The organism is Streptomyces aurantiacus (genome assembly GCF_001418335.1).
Taxonomy (GTDB): domain Bacteria; phylum Actinomycetota; class Actinomycetes; order Streptomycetales; family Streptomycetaceae; genus Streptomyces; species Streptomyces aurantiacus.
The window spans coordinates 38990-56867 of the sequence record NZ_LIPP01000103.1 but is presented as its reverse complement, the minus strand read 5'-3'; the positions used below and the strand labels follow the sequence as shown (position 1 = coordinate 56867).

Genomic DNA, 17878 nt, shown 5'->3' with positions numbered 1-17878 from the left:
AGTTCCCCGCGCCCCTAGAGGTACCTCCCCAGGGGCGCGGGGAACTGCGCAATCTTTTAGCGGGGGTCTGGGGGCGCAGCCCCCAGCAGTGACGGGAATGGGTAGGGGCGGCGGGGGCGAAAAACACCCCCGGCGGCGTCAGGCCGCATGCCCCCCGTCCACAGAGAACTCCGCCCCCGTGACATACCCGGCATCCACCCCCGCCAGATAAACCACCACGGACGCCACCTCCTCCACCGTCCCGAACCGCCCCAACGCGGTCATCGCGGCCTGCCCCTCCCCGTACGGCCCGTCCGCCGGATTCATGTCGGTGTCGACCGGCCCGGGGTGAACGACGTTCGCAGTGATCCCCCGCGCCCCCAACTCCCGCGCGAGCGCCTTCGTCAGCCCGACGAGGGCCGACTTCCCGGTGGTGTACAGCGTGCCGCCGGGCCCCGGCACGCGCTGTGTCATGCACGACCCGACGGTGATGATCCGCCCGCCACGCCCCATCCGGGCCGCCGCCGCCTGGGAGGCGAGGAAGACGCCGCGTACGTTCACGGCGAGCACCCGGTCGATGTCGGCGAGGGAGAGGCTCTCCAATGGGCCGAGCAGCCCGATGCCCGCGTTGTTCACCAGGACGTCGAGGCCACCGAGCCCTTCCGCGGCGCGGTCCACGGCGCCGGCCGCCTCCGCCGGGTCCGCGGAGTCCGCGCGGAGGGCGAGCGCCTGCCGCCCCAGCGCCCGGATACGGCCCACGACATCGTCCGCGGCGTCCTTGTCACGCACGTACGTGAACGCCACGTCCGCGCCCTCACGGGCCAGCCGTACGGCGGTGGCCGCACCGATCCCACGGCTGCCGCCGGTCACGAGGGCCACGGTTCCGTTCGCCATTCCTTCAGTCGTCCGAGCTGTCCGAGTCGTCGTCTGTGAGGTCATGGCTCCATCCCAGCGGTCGCGGCCCCCGAACACCGGCGGTGAACGGACATCGACCTCACCGATGAGTTGTGGGCGTCCGGGGGGTCTGAGCTGATGACAGGACACCCGTTTTCGAGGAAGGAACCCGTCATGGGCAAGCTCACTCTCACCGCGTTCGTCACCCTGGACGGTGTCCACCAGGCACCCGGCGGCCCCGACGAGGACCGCGAGGGCGGCTTCGTGCACGGCGGCTGGTCCTTCCCGTACGACGACGAGGACTTCGGGCAGTTCGTCGACGGGGTCTTCGCCGGTGTGGGCGCCTTCCTGCTCGGCCGCCGCACCTACGACATCTTCGCCGGGTACTGGCCCAAGGTGACCGACCCGGCCAACCCGATCGCCGGAAAGCTCAACTCCCTGCCCAAGTACGTGGCCTCGGCGAGCCTCAAGGAGCCCGAGTGGGCCGGCACCACCGTGATCGGCGGCGACCTCGCCAAGGAGGTCACCGAGATCAAGGAGAGGACCGAGGGGGAGCTGCAGATCCACGGCAGCGCGGTTCTCGCCCAGTCCCTGCTGGCCCTGGGCCTCATCGACACGGTGAACCTGCTGACGTTCCCCGTCGTCCTCGGCACGGGCCGCCGCCTCTTCGCCGACGGTGCCGTACCGACCGCGTTCCGGCACATCGCGGCCCGTGTCACGAGCAAGGGTGTGGCCATCCACACGTACGACCTGGCCGGGCGCCCGGAGTACGGAACCTTCGAACTTCCGGAGGAGAGCGCGTAGGGCACGGGCCCCGTCGTCCGGCGGCAGGAGGCGATAGCGCACTCCGGGGCCGGACGCCGGGACGCCCTGCGTGCCGAGAGTGCCTGCGTGCCTGCGTGCCCGCACGCTTGCCCCGGCGGCACCCCCAGGCGTCCCGGCCCGGTCGTTGCCGTCGTCAGTCCCGGCCGCCCGGGATCTCCGCCAGGGAAACGGACCGCCGGTCGCGCCGCGACAGCTCGCAGGCCTCCGCGATCCGCAGTGCGTGCAGCGCCTCACGCCCGTCGCACGGGTTGGCCCGCTCACCGCGTACCACCTCGACGAACGCGTGCAGCTCGGCCTCGTACGCAGGGCCGAACCGTTCGAGGAACCCGGTCCACGGTTTGGTCGCGGCCGGTGGCCCCGCCGGTTCCGTGGAGGCGATCGGCGTGCGGTCGTCGAGCCCGACCCCGATCTGGTCCAGCTCCCCGGCCAGCTCCATGCGTACGTCGTACCCGGCGCCGTTCAGCCGGGTCGCCGTCGCCGTGGCGAGCGTGCCGTCGTCCAGGGTGAGGACGGCGGCCGCCGTGTCGATGTCACCCGCCTCGCGGAACATCGCGGGCCCGGCGTCCGACCCCATCGCGCAGACCTCGGTGACCTCGCGCCCGGTCACCCACCGCAGCATGTCGAAGTCGTGCACCAACGTGTCCCGGTACAGCCCGCCGGAGAGCGGCAGGAACGCGGCCGGCGGCGGCGACTGGTCGGACGTCATCGCGCGTACGGTGTGCAGCCGGCCGAGCCGGCCCGAGCGCACCGCCTCGCGCGCGGTCGTGTAGCCGGAGTCGAAACGCCGCTGGAAGCCCATCTGCAGAACCGTGCCGGCCGTTTCGACCTCCGTGATCGCCGTGAGTGTGCCCGCCAGGTCGAGAGCTATGGGCTTCTCGCAGAACACGGGCAGTCCGGCCCGTGCCGCCCGACCGATCAGTTCGCCGTGTGCCGAGGTGGCCGCGGTGATGACCACGGCGTCCACACCCCAGGTGAAGATCTCGTCCACGCCGGGTGCCGCGGTGGCACCTAAGCGGTCCGCCAGTCGGCGGGCCCGTGCCGGGTCCGCGTCCGTGACGATGAGGGAGCCGCCCACCTCGCGGTGGCGGCTGAGGGCGGTCGCATGAAATGTACCGATACGACCCGTCCCGATGAGTCCGATGCGCATGGGACCAAACTGAGGGCGGACCCTACACCCTGTCAACGCTTTGTCCGGACAATCGAACTTCACAACTTCCCGTCATCATGCGCCGGAGTTACGCTCGGCCCCGTGCCCAAACCAGATGTGGACCCGACCGCGCCGCTCCAGCTCAGCGTCGACCGGAACAGCCCGGTGCCGCTCTACTTCCAGCTGGCCCAGCAGCTCGAAGCGGCGATCGAGCGGGGCGCCCTGACCCCGGGCAGTCTGCTGGGCAACGAGATCGAGCTCGCCGGGCGCCTCGGTCTGTCCCGGCCCACGGTCCGCCAGGCCATCCAGTCGCTCGTGGACAAGGGCCTCCTCGTACGCCGTCGCGGCGTCGGCACCCAGGTCGTGCACAGCCAGGTCAAACGCCCGCTGGAACTCAGCAGCCTCTACGACGACCTGGAGGCGGCAGGGCAGCGTCCGGCGACCCGCGTCCTCGTCAACACCGTCGTCCCGGCGACGGCCGAGGTGGCGGCCTCCCTGGCCGTGGCGGAGGGCAGTGACGTGCACCGGGTGGAGCGGCTGCGGCTGGCCCACGGCGAGCCGATGGCGTACCTCTGCAACCACCTGCCCCCCGGCCTGCTCGAACTCGGCAGCTCACAGCTGGAGGCCACCGGCCTGTACCGGCTGATGCGTGTCGCGGGCATCACACTGCACAGCGCCCGCCAGTCCGTCGGAGCCCGCGCCGCCACCGCCGTGGAGGCCGAGCGCCTCGACGAGCCGGCCGGCGCCCCGCTGCTCACCATGCAGCGCACCACCTTCGACGACACGGGCCGTGCCGTCGAGTTCGGCTCCCACACCTACCGCGCCTCGCGCTACTCCTTCGAGTTCCAGCTCCTCGTACGCTCCTGACCGCGCGCGGCAGCGCCGACAACCCCTGCTGTCCGGATTCCAGTTCACCGTGTCCGATACTTGGTTGTTCCACATATCGAACACGGTGGATCAGCGGATCAGCAGCAAGGAGGGCACGGCCTCGTGGCACGGTTTCGGACCTGGGTCGGCATCGCGGTGGCAGGGGCGCTCGGCGCGACCCTGGTCGGGTGCAGCAGTACCGGCGGCAAGCGCGCCGAGGACGCCCGCAAGGCGGCGTCGGCCCGGGGCGGGGCCGCAGTGGACACGCCCCGGTGGACGGTCGCCATGATCACCCACTCGGGTGACGGCGACACCTTCTGGGACATCGTCCAGAGCGGCGCCCAGCAGGCCGCCGACAAGGACAACATCAAGTTTCTGTACTCGCACGACGACGAGGGCCAGCAGCAGGCCCAGCTCGTGGACGCCGCCGTGGACAAGGGCGTGGACGGCATCGTCGTCACACTCGCCAAGCCCGACGCCGTGAAGAGCGCGGTCGCGCGCGCCGTGCGGGCCGGCATCCCCGTGATCACCGTGAACTCCGGCTCCGAGAAGTCCAAGGAGTTCGGCGCGCTCACCCACGTCGGCCAGGACGAGACGATCGCCGGCGAGGCCGTCGGGGACGAGCTGAACAGACGTGGCCGGAAAAAGACCCTCTGCGTCCTCCACGAACAGGGCAACGTCGGCCACGAGCAGCGCTGCGCGGGTGTGCGGAAAACCTTCGACGGCACCGTGCAGAACCTGTACGTCGAGGGCACCGACATGTCGGCCGTCCAGTCCTCCGTCGGCGCCAAGCTCCAGGCCGACCCGTCCGTCGACGCCGTCGTCACGCTCGGCGCGCCCTACGCGGACACCGCGGTGAAGGCCAAGGCGGACGCGGACAGCAAGGCCGAGATCGACACCTTCGACCTGAACGCCAAGGTCGCCGCCGCGCTCGATGACGGCACCCTCGGATTCGCCGTCGACCAGCAGCCGTACCTCCAGGGCTACGAGGCCGTGGACCTGCTCTGGCTGCACAAGTACAACGCCGACACGCTCGGCGGCGGCCGGCCCGTGCTCACCGGACCGCAGATCGTCACCAAGGACCAGGCCGCCGAGCTGAAGAGCTACGCGGACCGGGGGACCCGATGACGACGACGGTCCCCACGACGGACGAACGGCTGCTGCGGACCTCGCCGCTGCGCAGGCTGCTCGGCCGCCCCGAACTCGGCTCGGTGGTCGGCGCGCTCGCCGTCTTCCTCTTCTTCGCGCTGGTCGCGGACAGTTTCGTCCGGGTGGCCGGGCTGAGCACCGTGCTGTACGCGGCTTCCACGATCGGCATCATGGCGGTGCCCGTCGCGCTGCTGATGATCGGCGGCGAGTTCGACCTGTCGGCCGGCGTCATGGTGACGTCGTCCGCGCTGATCTCGTCGATGTTCAGTTACCGGTTGACTGCGAACGTCTGGGTGGGCGTCGGGGTGTCGCTCCTGGTCACCCTCGCGATCGGCTTCTTCAACGGCTTCATGCTGACCCGCACCGGGCTGCCCAGCTTCATCATCACGCTCGGCACCTTCCTGATGCTGACCGGGATGAACCTCGGCTTCACCAAGCTGATCAGCGGCACCGTCTCCACGAAGACGATCGCCGACATGGAGGGTTTCGGGTCCGCCAAGGCACTCTTCGCTTCCGTCCTCACCGTCGGCGGCGTCGACTTCAAGGTCACCATCCTGTGGTGGCTGGGCCTGGTGGCCGTCGCCTCCTGGATCCTGCTGCGTACCCGCGTCGGCAACTGGATCTTCGCAGTGGGTGGCGGAAAAGAAGCGGCCCGCGCGGTCGGCGTCCCCGTTCGCGCGACCAAAATCGGCCTCTACATGGGAGTGTCCTTCGCCGCCTGGATCGCCGGGCAGCACCTCCTCTTCTCCTTCGACGCCGTGCAGTCCGGAGAGGGCGTCGGCAAGGAGCTGACGTACATCATCGCGGCCGTCATCGGCGGCTGCCTGATCACCGGCGGCTACGGCTCCGCCATCGGCTCGGCGGTCGGCGCGCTGATCTTCGGCATGACCGACAAGGGCATCGTGTTCGCCGAGTGGAACCCCGACTGGTTCAAGTTCTTCCTGGGAGCGATGCTGCTCCTCGCGACCCTGCTGAACGCCTGGGTCCGCAAGCGCGCGGAGGCCACGGCATGACAAATCCCACCGACAGCGCCGGGCGTACACCCCTGGTCGAGCTCGACGACGTCAGTAAGTACTACGGCAACGTCCGCGCCCTGGAGGGCGTCTCGCTGGAGGTCCACGCGGGGGAAATCACCTGTGTCCTCGGCGACAACGGCGCCGGCAAGTCGACCCTGATCAAGATCATCGCTGGGCTGCACCGGCACGACGCGGGCACCTTCCGCATCGAGGGCGAGGACGCCCGCCCGGCGTCCCCGCGGGAGGTCCTGGACCGCGGTATCGCCACGGTCTACCAGGACCTCGCCGTCGTCCCCCTGATGCCGGTCTGGCGGAACTTCTTCCTCGGCTCCGAGCCCCGTAAGGGCTCCGGCCCCTTCAAGCGCCTGGACGTCGACCTCATGCGCCGCACGACCCATGCGGAACTCCTGCGCATGGGGATCGACCTGCGCGACGTCGACCAGCCCATCGGCACGCTGTCGGGCGGTGAGCGCCAGTGCGTGGCGATCGCCCGCGCCGTCCACTTCGGCGCCAAGGTCCTCGTCCTCGACGAGCCCACCGCGGCGCTGGGCGTGAAGCAGTCCGGCATGGTCCTCAAATATGTGGCCGCGGCACGGGATGCGGGCCTGGGTGTTGTGCTGATCACCCACAACCCCCACCACGCGTACCTCGTGGGCAACCGCTTCGTCCTCCTCAAACGCGGCACGATGGCAGGCAACCACACCCGAGACGACATCACCCTGGAAGAACTGACCCGCCAAATGGCGGGCGGCAACGAACTGGACGACCTGCGCCATGAGCTGGCGGGCGGAGGATCCTAGGGGCGCCCCGTCAGGGGCGCGGGGCTGTGTCGTTTTGCGGCTCGGCCGCGTGGGCGCGACCAGCCACGAGGTTTTTCAGGGGCGCGGGGAACTGCGCGACCAGCCACGACGGGCCCGCGGCCTGCAACGGACCGGCACCATCCCAGGGCGGCCAGAGCGCAGCGAAGAACGCCGCCGTGCAGCCAAGCGGCAGCGTGGGGCAGAATCGGCGCGATGAGCACCTACCGCGACCTCGCCCTGCCCAGGGCGCTCGGCTCCGCCAGAGCCGCGGGCGCCCCCATCGGCTCCCGCCGTGCCACCGCCCTGCGCACCGTGGGCACGCGCGAGCGCCGTTCCCACCTGACGGCACCGCGCGTTCCCACCGTCGGCATCGACATCGGCGGTACGAAGGTGATGGCGGGCGTCGTCGACGCGGACGGCAACATCCTGGAGAAGGTCCGCACCGAGACCCCCGACAAGTCCAAGAGCCCCCGGGTCGTCGAGGACACCATCGTCGAACTGGTCCTGGACCTCTCCGACCGGCACGACGTGCACGCGGTCGGCATCGGCGCGGCCGGCTGGGTCGACGCGGAACGCAACCGCATCCTGTTCGCACCGCACCTCTCGTGGCGCAACGAACCCCTCCGGGACCGCATCTCCAGCCGCCTCGCCGTCCCCGTCCTGGTCGACAACGACGCCAACTCCGCCGCCTGGGCGGAGTGGCGCTTCGGCGCGGGCCGCGGCGAGGACCACCTCGTCATGATCACGCTCGGCACCGGCATCGGCGGCGCCATCCTGGAGGACGGGCAGGTCAAGCGCGGCAAGTTCGGCGTGGCGGGCGAGTTCGGCCATATGCAGGTCGTGCCCGGCGGCCACCGCTGCCCGTGCGGCAACCGCGGCTGCTGGGAGCAGTACAGCTCAGGAAACGCCCTGGTCCGCGAAGCCCGCGAACTCGCCGCCGCCGACTCCCCGGTGGCCTACGGGATCATCGAGCACGTCAAGGGCAACATCGCCGAGATCACCGGCCCGATGATCACCGAGCTGGCCCGTGAGGGCGACGCGATGTGCATCGAGCTGCTCCAGGACATCGGCCAGTGGCTCGGCGTCGGCATCGCGAACCTCGCGGCTGCCCTCGACCCCTCCTGCTTCGTCATCGGCGGCGGCGTCAGCGCGGCCGACGACCTGCTGATCGGCCCCGCGCGGGACGCCTTCCGGCGCCAGCTGACCGGCCGCGGCTACCGCCCCGAGGCCCGGATCGCCCGCGCCCAGCTCGGCCCCGAGGCCGGCATGGTCGGCGCCGCCGACCTCGCCCGGCTGGTCGCCCGCCGCTTCCGGCGCGCCAACCGGCGCCGGGTCGAGCGCTACGAACGCTACGAGCGGTACGCCGAGTCGCGCCGCGACGCACAGGAGACACTGTGACGGCCTCACTGCCACGCCAGGCGTCGCCCCCGGACGAGCCACCGCGGCCACCCGAGGACCGCGGCCACAAGATCCGCCGCCGCGCCCTGACCCTGCTGATCATCGTGCTGCTCATCGGCGTCCCGGCCGGCTACCTGATGATCTCCGCCAACCAGAGCCGCAACAGCGGGAGGGACAAGGAGGCGAAGTACTCGGCGACCGGCCTCACCCCGGGCTGGCCCTCCCGTGTTCAGCGCCGCCTGTACCAGGTGCCCATCCCCGGCTACTCGGCCGAGGTCGCGTACTACGAGACGAACAACTGGAAGACCAGCCGTCTCTACGTCCAGTTCCTCACCAGCGACGAGGGCCTGGAGAAGTTCCTCGTCACCATCGGCACCAGCCTGGACGCCCTGGAGAAGGACGACATCGTCATCAGCGCCCGCGACCGGCGGGTCGTCGGCTGGGAGTTCACCGGCCCCGGCCCCTGGTCGGGCCTGAACCACGAGCGGAAGAACCCGACGCCCACGCATCACATCGTCGTGGACTGGGCGAAGCCCGGCCATCCCATGGTCTACGTGGTCTCCAGAACGACGCCCTGACCGCCCCGCCTCCGCCGCCGAGCGGCATTGTCAGACCCGGCCCGTAGAGTCGAAGACGATCGATCGAGCCGTCCGGGGCGAGGGAGGTGGCCGGGAGTATGAGCGCGGGGACGCATACGGAGGAGACGCGTACGGGGAAGACGCGTGCGGGACCGAGGTATGCGGATGAGACGCGTGCCGATTCCGGCACCCGCACCGGTGCCGACGTCGGTACCGGCACCGGGCCCGAGGTGTCCGTCCGGCTGGCCGCCGTGTTCCTGCCCGCCGCGCTGCCCCGTGACGGACGGATCGCGTTCTGGGACCCGGACGGCGAGACCCCGGTCCCCGCTCCGAACACCGAGCTCACGGTCGTCCGGCGGCACGGGACAGGGAGAACGGCGACACGACGACTGTCCGTACCCGCGCTGACGCTCCCGGTCACCGACGCCCTGCCCCTGCTCGTGCGGGCCAGGCGGGACCCCGCCGCGCATCCCGCCACGGCCTGCTGGGGCGCCGCCGCCCTGCACGCGCTGCGGCTCGTCGCGCGCGGCCGGCTGCTGCCCGGCCTGACGCCCGACGGGTTCGACGCGTGGCGCGCCGGCCCCCTCGACCCGGACGACATCGCCCACCTCAGAGCGGTCGCCGGGGCCCTTCCGTACGAGGGACACGCCGTCCCCCTGCCCGGTCGCGGCCCGCTCCGGCTGCCCGAACCGGAAGCGCTGACACGTGCCTTCCTGGACGCCGTCGCCGACGCCCTGCCCCGCACCCCGGCCGCGCCGTACGCCGCCGGGAAACCCTTCGCGGCGAGCGGCGCCCAGCGACTGCCGGGCGCCCAGGACTGGGCGGCGGAGGTCGCCGCGGGCATGGACGCGGGGGTCCGGATCTCCCTGCGCCTCGACCTGTCCGCGTACGAGCTCTTCGACGACAGCGAGGACGCGCGGCGGGCCGGCGCGGCCGTCGTCCAGGTGCACAGCCTCGCCGACCCCACCCTCGTCGTCGACGCGGCGACCCTGTGGGCCGGCGCCGCGGACGCCACGTTCGGCCCACGAGCCCGGGTCGACGCGGCCCTGGCCGTGCGCCGCGCCGCCCGCGTGTGGCCTCCCCTGGACCGGCTGTCCGCGCAGGACGTGCCGGACGTACTGGCCCTGTCCGAGGGCGAGCTGTCGGACCTGCTCGGCGTCGCGGCGACCCGCCTCGGCGCGGCAGGCGTCGCCGTGCACTGGCCGCGCGACCTCGCCCAGGACCTGAGCGCGGCCGCGGTCGTCCGCCCCGCGCCGGGCTCGGCCACGGACGGCACGGGTTTCTTCGAGAGCGAGGAACTGCTCCAGTTCCGCTGGCAGCTGGCACTGGGCGGCGATCCGCTCAGCGAGGCCGAGATGGACGCCCTCGCCGAGGCGCACCGTCCCGTCGTCCGGCTGCGGGACCAGTGGGTGCTCGTCGACCCTGCCCTCGTCCGCAAGGCCCGCAAGCGCGAACTGGGCCTGCTCGACCCGGTCGACGCACTCTCCGCGGCGCTCACCGGCAGCGTGGAGGTCGACGGAGAGAGTGTCGAGGCGGTACCGGTCGGAGCGCTCGCCGCGCTGCGCGACCGCCTGACAGCCGGACTGCGGCCGGCAGAACCACCCCCCGGCCTGGTGGCGACCCTGCGGGACTACCAGCTCCGCGGCCTTGCCTGGCTCGACCTCATGACGTCGCTCGGCCTCGGCGGCTGCCTCGCCGACGACATGGGGCTCGGCAAGACCGTCACCGTCATCGCCCTCCACCTCAAGCGGGCGCGCACCGAGCCGACCCTCGTCGTCTGCCCCGCCTCGCTGCTCGGCAACTGGCAGCGGGAGATCGAGCGGTTCGCCCCCGGTGTGCCCGTGCGCCGCTTCCACGGTCCTGACCGCTCCCTGGCGGACCTGACCGGCGGCTTCATCCTGACCACGTACGGCACGATGCGGTCGACGGCGCCGCGGCTCGGCCGGCAGCCGTGGGGCATGGTCGTCGCGGACGAGGCCCAGCACGTCAAGAACCCGTACTCGGCGACGGCCAAGGCCCTGCGGACGATCTCCGCACCGGCCAGGGTCGCCCTCAGCGGCACACCGGTGGAGAACAACCTCTCCGAACTGTGGGCCCTGCTCGACTGGACGACTCCCGGGCTCCTCGGCCCGCTGAAGTCCTTCCGCGCCCGGCACGCGCGCGCCGTGGAGAACGGTGAAAGCACAGAGGCCGTGGCCCGCCTCGCCCGGCTGATCCGGCCCTTCCTCCTGCGGCGCAAGAAGTCCGACCCGGGTATCGTGCCCGAACTCCCGCCGAAGACGGAGACGGACCACCCCGTCCCCCTCAGCCGCGAACAGGCCTCCCTGTACGAGGCCGTGGTCCGCGAGTCGATGCTCGCCATCGAGACCACGGAGGGCATCGCCAGACGAGGCCTCGTCCTCAAGCTCCTCACCGCGCTCAAGCAGATCTGCGACCACCCGGCGCTGTATCTGAAGGAGCCGCCGGACGGACTGCCCAGCGGCTCGGGCACGGCTCGCCAGGCCGCCCGCTCCGGCAAACTGGCCCTGCTCGACGAGCTGTTGGACACGCTGCTCGCCGAGGACGGCTCGGCGCTCGTCTTCACCCAGTACGTGGAGATGGCCCGGCTGATCACCAGCCACCTCGCGGCGCGCGCGGTCCCCGTCGAACTGCTGCACGGGGGCACGCCGGTGCCGGAGCGCGAACACATGGTGGACCGGTTCCAGAGCGGTGCGACGCCGATCCTGATCCTCTCGCTGAAGGCGGCCGGCACGGGTCTCAACCTCACGCGCGCGGGCCATGTCATCCACTTCGACCGCTGGTGGAACCCCGCCGTGGAGGAACAGGCCACCGACCGCGCCTACCGCATCGGCCAGACCCAGCCCGTCCAGGTGCACCGCCTCATCACCGAGGGCACCGTCGAGGACCGCATTGCCGACATGCTCGCTGCCAAGCGGGCCCTGGCGGACGCGGTTCTGGGCTCCGGAGAGGCGTCCCTGACGGAACTGACCGACCGCGACCTGTCCGACCTGGTGTCACTGCGGAGGTCCACGTGATGTCTCCGACGGTTCGGCGCGATGACGGCGGCGACCGCCCGGACAAGTCCCACGGGGTGGACCGGCCCGCGCCCGAGGGGAGCGCGCCCGCAGGTGAGGAGGCTCCGCAGGCCGCTGGGGAGGCGGCGCGGGCCAGCGAGGTGTCACCGGTGAACGATCCCTGCCCGGACGGCGGGGAGCGACCCGCCGATGCGGCTCGGCGTGCCCTGCGGGAAGCCCGACGTGGTGCTGCCGACGCCCCGGAGCCGGGCCCGGCGGGAACGCGCTCTGTCGCGCCGGGCCCGGGTTCGGCGCCGGACGAGCGCCCTGAACCAGTCGTGCCACCGGTTGCGGACGCGCGTCCGGCGGGTGCCGAGTGGCGGCGTGGAACCGCGGAAGACGCCGCAGCGCCCGGCCTCGCCGCAGCACCCGGTCCCCGGCCGGGCGACATCGCACGCCAGGCACTGCGGCGTGCCGCGGGCCGTGGCGGCGGTGACGCTGCCGCCGGGACACCCACGGACGCCGGTCGGTCCGCCGCTGGAGCCGCCCCGACGGAGGCCGGACCGCCCGGCGGGGCTTCCGCTCCGCAGGACGAGTCGTCGGACGGTGGACCCGGTGGGGACTCGGCCCCGCCGGTGACCGGGCGGGCCCAGGCCCCCTCCGGCGTTTCGCGCCCCGGAGACGTGGCCCGCGAGGCGCTGCGCGCCGCGCGCACCCAGGCGGAGCGGGAGCGGACTGCCGCTGAGGCGGCCGGCGTCGGCGCCCGCAGGCGACGCGGTGGCGCGGCCCCCGCCGCGTCCGGCCCCCACCCGGCCGCGTCGAGCCGTGAGGCGGCGGCACGGGTCCGGGAGATGGCCGAGCGGCTGGGCAACACCTTCCAACTGTCGTCCCGGCTGGAGAGGGAGGCGTCGGCGGACGAGCCCGACGCCGAACCGGCCACGGACTCCACAGCCACCACGGACCCCACGGCCGCGCCGGTGACGGCCCTGGACGCCGACGCCGCCCCGGCGCCCGCCACCTGGCCCGCAACGCCCGAAAACCCTCCCGCGGCCTCCCGTTCCATGGCCGCCCCGGCCCGGGACGGTGAGCTGCGGCGTACCTTCCCCGCTCTGGCGGCGCGGCCGCAGGGCGAGGGCGGGGGGTTCGCCGAGACCTGGTGGGGCAACGCGTGGGTCGCCGCGTTGGAGGAGATGGCGCTCGACGCGGCGCGGCTCGGGCGGGGCAAGGCGTACGCGGGGGAGGGGCACGTCGACGCCATCACCGTCACCCCAGGGCTCGTACTCGCCTATGTGCACGGGAGCCGTCCGCGGCCGTACCGGGTACAGATCAGGCTGCGTACGCTCTCGGACGAGGACTGGGAGCGTTTCCTCGACGCCGCCGCCGAACGGCCGTCCCACATCGCGGCGTTGCTCGACAAGGACCTGCCGCACGCACTGGCCGACAGCGGGGTGGACCTGCTCCCCGGCCCCGGCGATCTCGCACCGCGCTGCAGCTGCCCCGACTCCGGCCACCCCTGCAAACACGCGGCGGCCCTCTGCTACCAGACCGCACGGCTGCTGGACGAGGACCCGTTCGTCCTCCTCCTGTTGCGCGGCCGGGGTGAGCGCGAGTTGCTGGACCAGTTGTCCCGGCGCAACGCGACCCTGGCCGCCCGTTCGGCCCGTTCCGCCGAGGCACCGGAACTTCCCGGTGTGCCGGCCCGCGAGGCCGTCGAGCGCCGCGTGCTGCCGCCCCTGCCGGCCCCGTTGCCGCCGCCCGCGCATCCGGAGCAGCCGCCGGCCTATCCGGCATCGCCCGGCGGCCCCGACCCGTTCGCGCTGGACCAGTTGGCGTCCGACGCGGCCTCCCGCGCGCACGCCCTGCTCACCACGGGCCGTGATCCGCTCGCCGAGCTGACGCTCTGGCAGGACGCGGTCAGGATCGCCGCCACCCGCCCGGGTTCCGGCCTCACCGCCACCACCCGTGCGCTCTACGCGTCCCTGGCCACCGCCGCGCGTCGCACCCCGGCGGACCTGGCCCGCGCGGTCGCCGCATGGCGCCAGGGCGGGCTCGAAGGGCTCGCCGTCCTCGAAGAGGCCTGGGACCCGCCCGCGGGCCGTTTCGACCGGGCCCGCCCGCTCCTCCTCGCGGCCGACTTCCCCGCCTTCCGGCCCTGGCACAACCACCTCACCCACCCTCACGGCCACATACAACTCCGCCTGGGCCACGACGGCCTCTGGTACGCGTACGAGTCGGAACCGGGCCACGACGACTGGTGGCCCCGGGGCACCCCCGACCTCGACCCGGTCGGCGCCCTCACCGGCCTCGGCTCACCGACCGACCTCTGAGCACCGCGACCGGACCACCCGACCACCCCGCCCCGACCACCCTGACGCGACCACCCCGTTTCTTCCTCGCGCCGGCGCGGCACCTCGTACGATGGCGTCCATGATCCTCAGCCAGTGCCGCCCCGCCCCGCGGTTCCGCGTGCGTACGTCGCACGGCTGTTGTTGATCCTCCCCGAGCACGTCGCCGAGCAGGTCGCCGAGCAACGCTGACCGCCGCCCGGCACGTTCAGGCCCATGAGTTCCGGCGCGCTCTGCCGTACCTGCCGCGCGCCCCCACACCCTTCGCACGCATGCCCGTGAACCGTCCGAGAGGCAGGAGCCCACCCATGCCCCGTACCGACGCACCCTCCGACACCTCGTCCGAGGCCTCCACCGAGTCGCTCTCCGCCGAGTCCCTCAACGAGTCCGTCTACGACCGTCGCAGGCTTCGTCAATGGCTCGCGGGTGAAGCCCGGGCCGACGGCATCGCGCGCCGGGACCTGCTCCGCCTGCTCGCCGCCGCTGGACTGGCCACGACAGCCTCCACGGGCTTCGCCTCCGCCGCCCTGGCCGCTCCCGGAGGCACCGAGACCGCTCCGGGAATCGTCAAGCCCCTCCCCGAGGCCTGGTTCACCAACAGGGGCACCAACGCGGAGACCAGATTCGAGGCGCTGGCCGGCACCGGCCACCACACCCCCACGGACCGCTTCTTCGTCCGGAACCACACCTCCACCCCCGTCCTCGACGCGCACACCTGGACGCTCACCGTCTGGGGAGACGGCCTCGCGAAGGGCCGCGCCGCCGAGTTCGGGCTCGACGACCTGAAACGCCTGCCCGCCGCCACCCGCAGCGCGTTCGTGGAGTGCGCGGGCAACGGCCGCAGCTTCTTCACGACCCAGCAGGGCCAGACCGCGTCCGGCACGGCCTGGACACTGGGCGCGATCGGTGTGGCCCGCTGGCGCGGCGTACGGCTCGGCGAGGTGCTGCGCCGCGCCGGGCTGCGCCGTGACGCCGTGGACGTCCTGCCCCGCGGCCTCGACCCCGACTACGTCACGGCGGACGGCACGAACCTCGGCCGGGTCCGCCGCCCGCTGCCCCTGTCGAAGGCCCTGGACGACGTGCTGCTCGCGTACGAGATGAACGGCGAGCCCCTCCCGCCGGACCACGGCGCTCCCGTACGGGTCCTCGTACCGTCCTGGGTCGGCATCGCGTCGATCAAGTGGGTCGGTGACATCGAGGTCTCCGCCCAGCCGCTGTACTCCCCCTGGAACACCGACTTCTACCGGCTGTTCGGAGACGCCTACCCGGCGGACGGCAGCGCCCCGCTCACTCGCCAGACGCTCAAGTCGGCCTTCGAACTCCCGTGGAACGCGAGCCTGGACGCGACCGCCGACCACCGGCTCACCGGCCGCGCCTGGTCGGGCGCGGGCGGCGTCGCACGCGTCGACGTGAGCACCGACGGCGGCGCGACCTGGCGGCGCGCCCGTCTCCACGACGCCCCGCGCCGCGCCGACTGGGTCCGCTGGTCCGCCGACTGGCGTCCGGCGGCCCCGGGGGAGTACATCCTCCTGGCCCGTGCCACCGACACGACGGGCCGCACGCAGCCGGAGACCACCGTCCACAACACCCAGGGCTATCTCTTCGACGCGGTCGTCCGTCACCCGGTCCGGGCCGTCTGAGCCGAGCACCCGGCCCCGCGGCTCCCTGTCGAGCCAGGCCCACGGGTCTCTCAGAATGCGTCTGTACGATGCTCGGGCGGCGGGGGCGACGGAATGTGAAGCCCGGTGCCGAGGATCTTCGCGAGGCCGTCACACCGTGTGCACGGCTTGCGCGAGGATCCGACCCAGGGGCGTGAGGACCAGCGAGATGTGGGAGCGTAAGTCGGGTGAGCGACGCACAGACCAACACCCTTCAATACCGCTTCGACGGTCCGGAAGACGCGCCCGTCCTGATCTTGGGTCCCTCACTGGGCACGACCTGGCACATGTGGGACAGGCAGGTCCCGGAGCTGGCCAAGCAGTGGCGGGTCTTCCGCTTCGACCTGCCGGGCCACGGCGGCGCGCCCGCGCACCCGACGGGCTCGGTCACCGAGCTCGCCGAGCGGCTGCTCGCCACCCTCGACGGGCTCGGCGTCCAGCGGTTCGGCTACGCGGGCTGCGCGCTCGGCGGCGCGGTGGGCGCCGAGCTGGCGCTGCGCCGCCCGGAGCGCGTCGCCTCGCTGACACTGATCGCGGCCTCCCCGCGCTTCGGTACGGCCGACGAGTTCCGGCAGCGCGGCGTGATCGTACGGTCGAACGGCCTGGACCCCATCGCGCGGACGTCCCCCGAGCGCTGGTTCACCACCGGGTTCGCCGCGGCGCAGCCCGCGATCACCGAGTGGGCCGTGCAGATGGTGCGCACCACGGACCCGGGCTGCTACATCGCCGCGTGCGAGGCGCTCGCCGCGTTCGACATCCGCGCCGACCTCGGCCGGATCGGGGTGCCGACGCTGGTCCTGGTCGGTTCGGACGACCAGGTGACCGGCCCCGCCGAGGCCCGCACCCTGGTCGCCGGGATACCGGACGCCCGCCTCGCCGTCGTACCCGGCGCCTCCCACCTGGTCCCCGTGGAGCAGCCCGCCGCGGTCACGGATCTCCTCGTACGGCACTTCTCCACCGCCTGGCAGCAGCCGGCCTACGACTCGTCCACCGGACAGATGGCGGTCGTGGTTCCCCAGGCGAGCCCGGTGCCTGTCGTGCAGCAGCAGATGTCGCCCGTCGCCGAGATCGCGCCGGCCCCGCAGCCCGAGGCGGTGCTGGGCAGGTCGGATCCGTACGACGCGGGCATCAAGGTCCGCCGGGAGGTGCTCGGGGACGCCCATGTGGACCGGGCGCTGGCCCAGGCCGACGAGTTCTCCGGGGACTTCCAGGAGTTCGTCACCCGCTACGCGTGGGGCGAGATCTGGGACCGGCCGGGCCTCGACCGGCGTTCGCGCAGCTGTGTGACGCTCACCGCCCTGGTCGCGGGCGGTCACCTCGACGAGCTGGCCTTCCACACGCGGGCCGCCCTCCGCAACGGCCTGACGCCGGTCGAGATCAAGGAAGTGCTCCTCCAGGCGGCCGTCTACTGCGGCGTACCGGCCGCGAACAGTGCCTTCAAGGTGGCCCAGCAGGTCATCCGCGAGGAGACCACGCCCCAGGAGTGAGCCCCGGAAGGTGGGACAGGGACCCTCACTGAGCCCGCGCGGGCGCCCGGGGGCAGGATGGGAAGCATGAAGTTCACAAAGAAGTCGCACGCCTGCGTCCGCCTGGAGAAGGACGGCCGCACACTCGTCATCGATCCCGGTGTCTTCAGCGAGGAGGACGCCGCGGTCGGCGCGGACGCGGTCCTCGTCACGCACGAGCACCCCGACCACTTCAGCGAGGGGCACCTGCGGGCCGGTCTGGAAGCCAACCCCGAGGCCGAGATCTGGACGTTGAAGTCGGTCGCCGACCAGCTCTCGGCCGCGTTCCCGGGCCGCGTGCACACCGTCGGCCACGGCGACACGTTCACCGCCGCGGGCTTCGACGTACAGGTCCACGGCGAACTGCACGCAGTGATCCACCCCGACATCCCGCGCATCACGAATGTCGGCTACCTCCTCGACGGCGGGCGCGTCTTCCACCCGGGCGACGCCCTCACCCTCCCCGACCACCCGGTCGAGACGCTGATGCTCCCCGTCATGGCCCCCTGGAACAAGATCTCCGAGGTCATCGACTACGTCCGCGAGGTCAAGCCGCAGCGCGCGTACGACATCCACGACATGCTGCTCGCCGACCTCGCACGCCCCGTCTACGACAGCCAGATCGGCGCTCTGGGCGGCTCCGAGCACCTGCGGCTGGCGCCGGGCGAGAGCGCCGACCTCTGACTGTCGGAGCCGCCCGGTA

Annotated in this window: 14 protein-coding genes; 12 read left to right on the top strand and 2 right to left on the bottom strand. The window is 72.5% G+C overall.

Going from position 1 to position 17878, the window contains the following annotated elements:
• Window positions 1-138 precede the first annotated feature (138 nt).
• The gene (locus AOK01_RS15450) at window positions 139-873 is read right to left on the bottom strand and encodes a 3-oxoacyl-ACP reductase family protein (protein WP_055511883.1); all 735 of its coding nucleotides are present in this window, start codon (window positions 871-873) and stop codon (window positions 139-141) included.
• A gap of 174 nt (window positions 874-1047) precedes the next feature.
• On the opposite strand from AOK01_RS15450, the gene AOK01_RS15445 reads away from it, so the two are divergent.
• Window positions 1048-1677 (top strand): dihydrofolate reductase family protein, encoded by a 630-nt coding sequence (locus tag AOK01_RS15445; protein ID WP_055511881.1) that lies wholly within the window; start codon window positions 1048-1050, stop codon window positions 1675-1677.
• A gap of 154 nt (window positions 1678-1831) precedes the next feature.
• Here the strand turns inward: AOK01_RS15445 and AOK01_RS15440 are convergent, their stop codons facing one another.
• On the bottom strand, window positions 1832-2845 hold the full coding sequence (locus tag AOK01_RS15440; RefSeq protein ID WP_055511879.1) for a Gfo/Idh/MocA family protein: 1014 nt from the start codon (window positions 2843-2845) through the stop codon (window positions 1832-1834).
• A 117-nt stretch (window positions 2846-2962) separates the two neighbouring features.
• Here AOK01_RS15440 and AOK01_RS15435 point away from each other — a divergent pair, with 117 nt between their 5' ends.
• The 11 genes from AOK01_RS15435 to AOK01_RS15385 all read left to right on the top strand — a co-directional run bounded on the left by AOK01_RS15435 (window position 2963) and on the right by AOK01_RS15385 (window position 17859).
• Window positions 2963-3712 (top strand): GntR family transcriptional regulator, encoded by a 750-nt coding sequence (locus AOK01_RS15435; protein WP_055511877.1) that lies wholly within the window; start codon window positions 2963-2965, stop codon window positions 3710-3712.
• Window positions 3713-3835: 123 nt separating this feature from the next.
• Window positions 3836-4840: a sugar ABC transporter substrate-binding protein gene (locus AOK01_RS15430; protein ID WP_055511875.1), complete on the top strand. Its 1005-nt coding sequence runs from the start codon at window positions 3836-3838 to the stop codon at window positions 4838-4840.
• The gene (locus AOK01_RS15425) at window positions 4837-5874 is read left to right on the top strand and encodes an ABC transporter permease (RefSeq protein WP_055511873.1); all 1038 of its coding nucleotides are present in this window, start codon (window positions 4837-4839) and stop codon (window positions 5872-5874) included. The genes AOK01_RS15430 and AOK01_RS15425 overlap by 4 nt, the downstream gene beginning before the upstream one ends.
• Window positions 5871-6677 carry an ATP-binding cassette domain-containing protein gene (locus tag AOK01_RS15420; protein WP_055511871.1) on the top strand — a complete coding sequence of 269 codons (807 nt, stop codon included), beginning with the start codon at window positions 5871-5873 and terminating at the stop codon, window positions 6675-6677. Before AOK01_RS15425 ends, AOK01_RS15420 begins: the two co-directional genes overlap by 4 nt.
• Window positions 6678-6890: 213 nt before the next feature.
• Window positions 6891-8075 carry an ROK family glucokinase gene (locus AOK01_RS15415; RefSeq protein WP_055511870.1) on the top strand — a complete coding sequence of 395 codons (1185 nt, stop codon included), beginning with the start codon at window positions 6891-6893 and terminating at the stop codon, window positions 8073-8075.
• Window positions 8072-8653 (top strand): hypothetical protein, encoded by a 582-nt coding sequence (locus AOK01_RS15410; RefSeq protein ID WP_055511869.1) that lies wholly within the window; start codon window positions 8072-8074, stop codon window positions 8651-8653. Before AOK01_RS15415 ends, AOK01_RS15410 begins: the two co-directional genes overlap by 4 nt.
• 98 nt (window positions 8654-8751) lie before the next feature.
• Window positions 8752-11688 carry a DEAD/DEAH box helicase gene (locus tag AOK01_RS15405; protein ID WP_079103443.1) on the top strand — a complete coding sequence of 979 codons (2937 nt, stop codon included), beginning with the start codon at window positions 8752-8754 and terminating at the stop codon, window positions 11686-11688.
• 317 nt (window positions 11689-12005) lie between these two features.
• Window positions 12006-13994: an SWIM zinc finger family protein gene (locus tag AOK01_RS15400; protein ID WP_425424739.1), complete on the top strand. Its 1989-nt coding sequence runs from the start codon at window positions 12006-12008 to the stop codon at window positions 13992-13994.
• A gap of 326 nt (window positions 13995-14320) precedes the next feature.
• Window positions 14321-15652, top strand: a complete 1332-nt coding sequence (locus AOK01_RS15395) for a sulfite oxidase (protein ID WP_055511867.1) — start codon at window positions 14321-14323, stop codon at window positions 15650-15652.
• Window positions 15653-15858: 206 nt separating this feature from the next.
• Complete coding sequence (gene pcaDC / locus AOK01_RS15390; protein WP_055511865.1) at window positions 15859-17157, top strand: bifunctional 3-oxoadipate enol-lactonase/4-carboxymuconolactone decarboxylase PcaDC; 1299 nt, start codon at window positions 15859-15861, stop codon at window positions 17155-17157.
• Between the two features lie 66 nt (window positions 17158-17223).
• Window positions 17224-17859, top strand: a complete 636-nt coding sequence (locus AOK01_RS15385) for an MBL fold metallo-hydrolase (RefSeq protein ID WP_055511863.1) — start codon at window positions 17224-17226, stop codon at window positions 17857-17859.
• Window positions 17860-17878 lie beyond the last annotated feature (19 nt).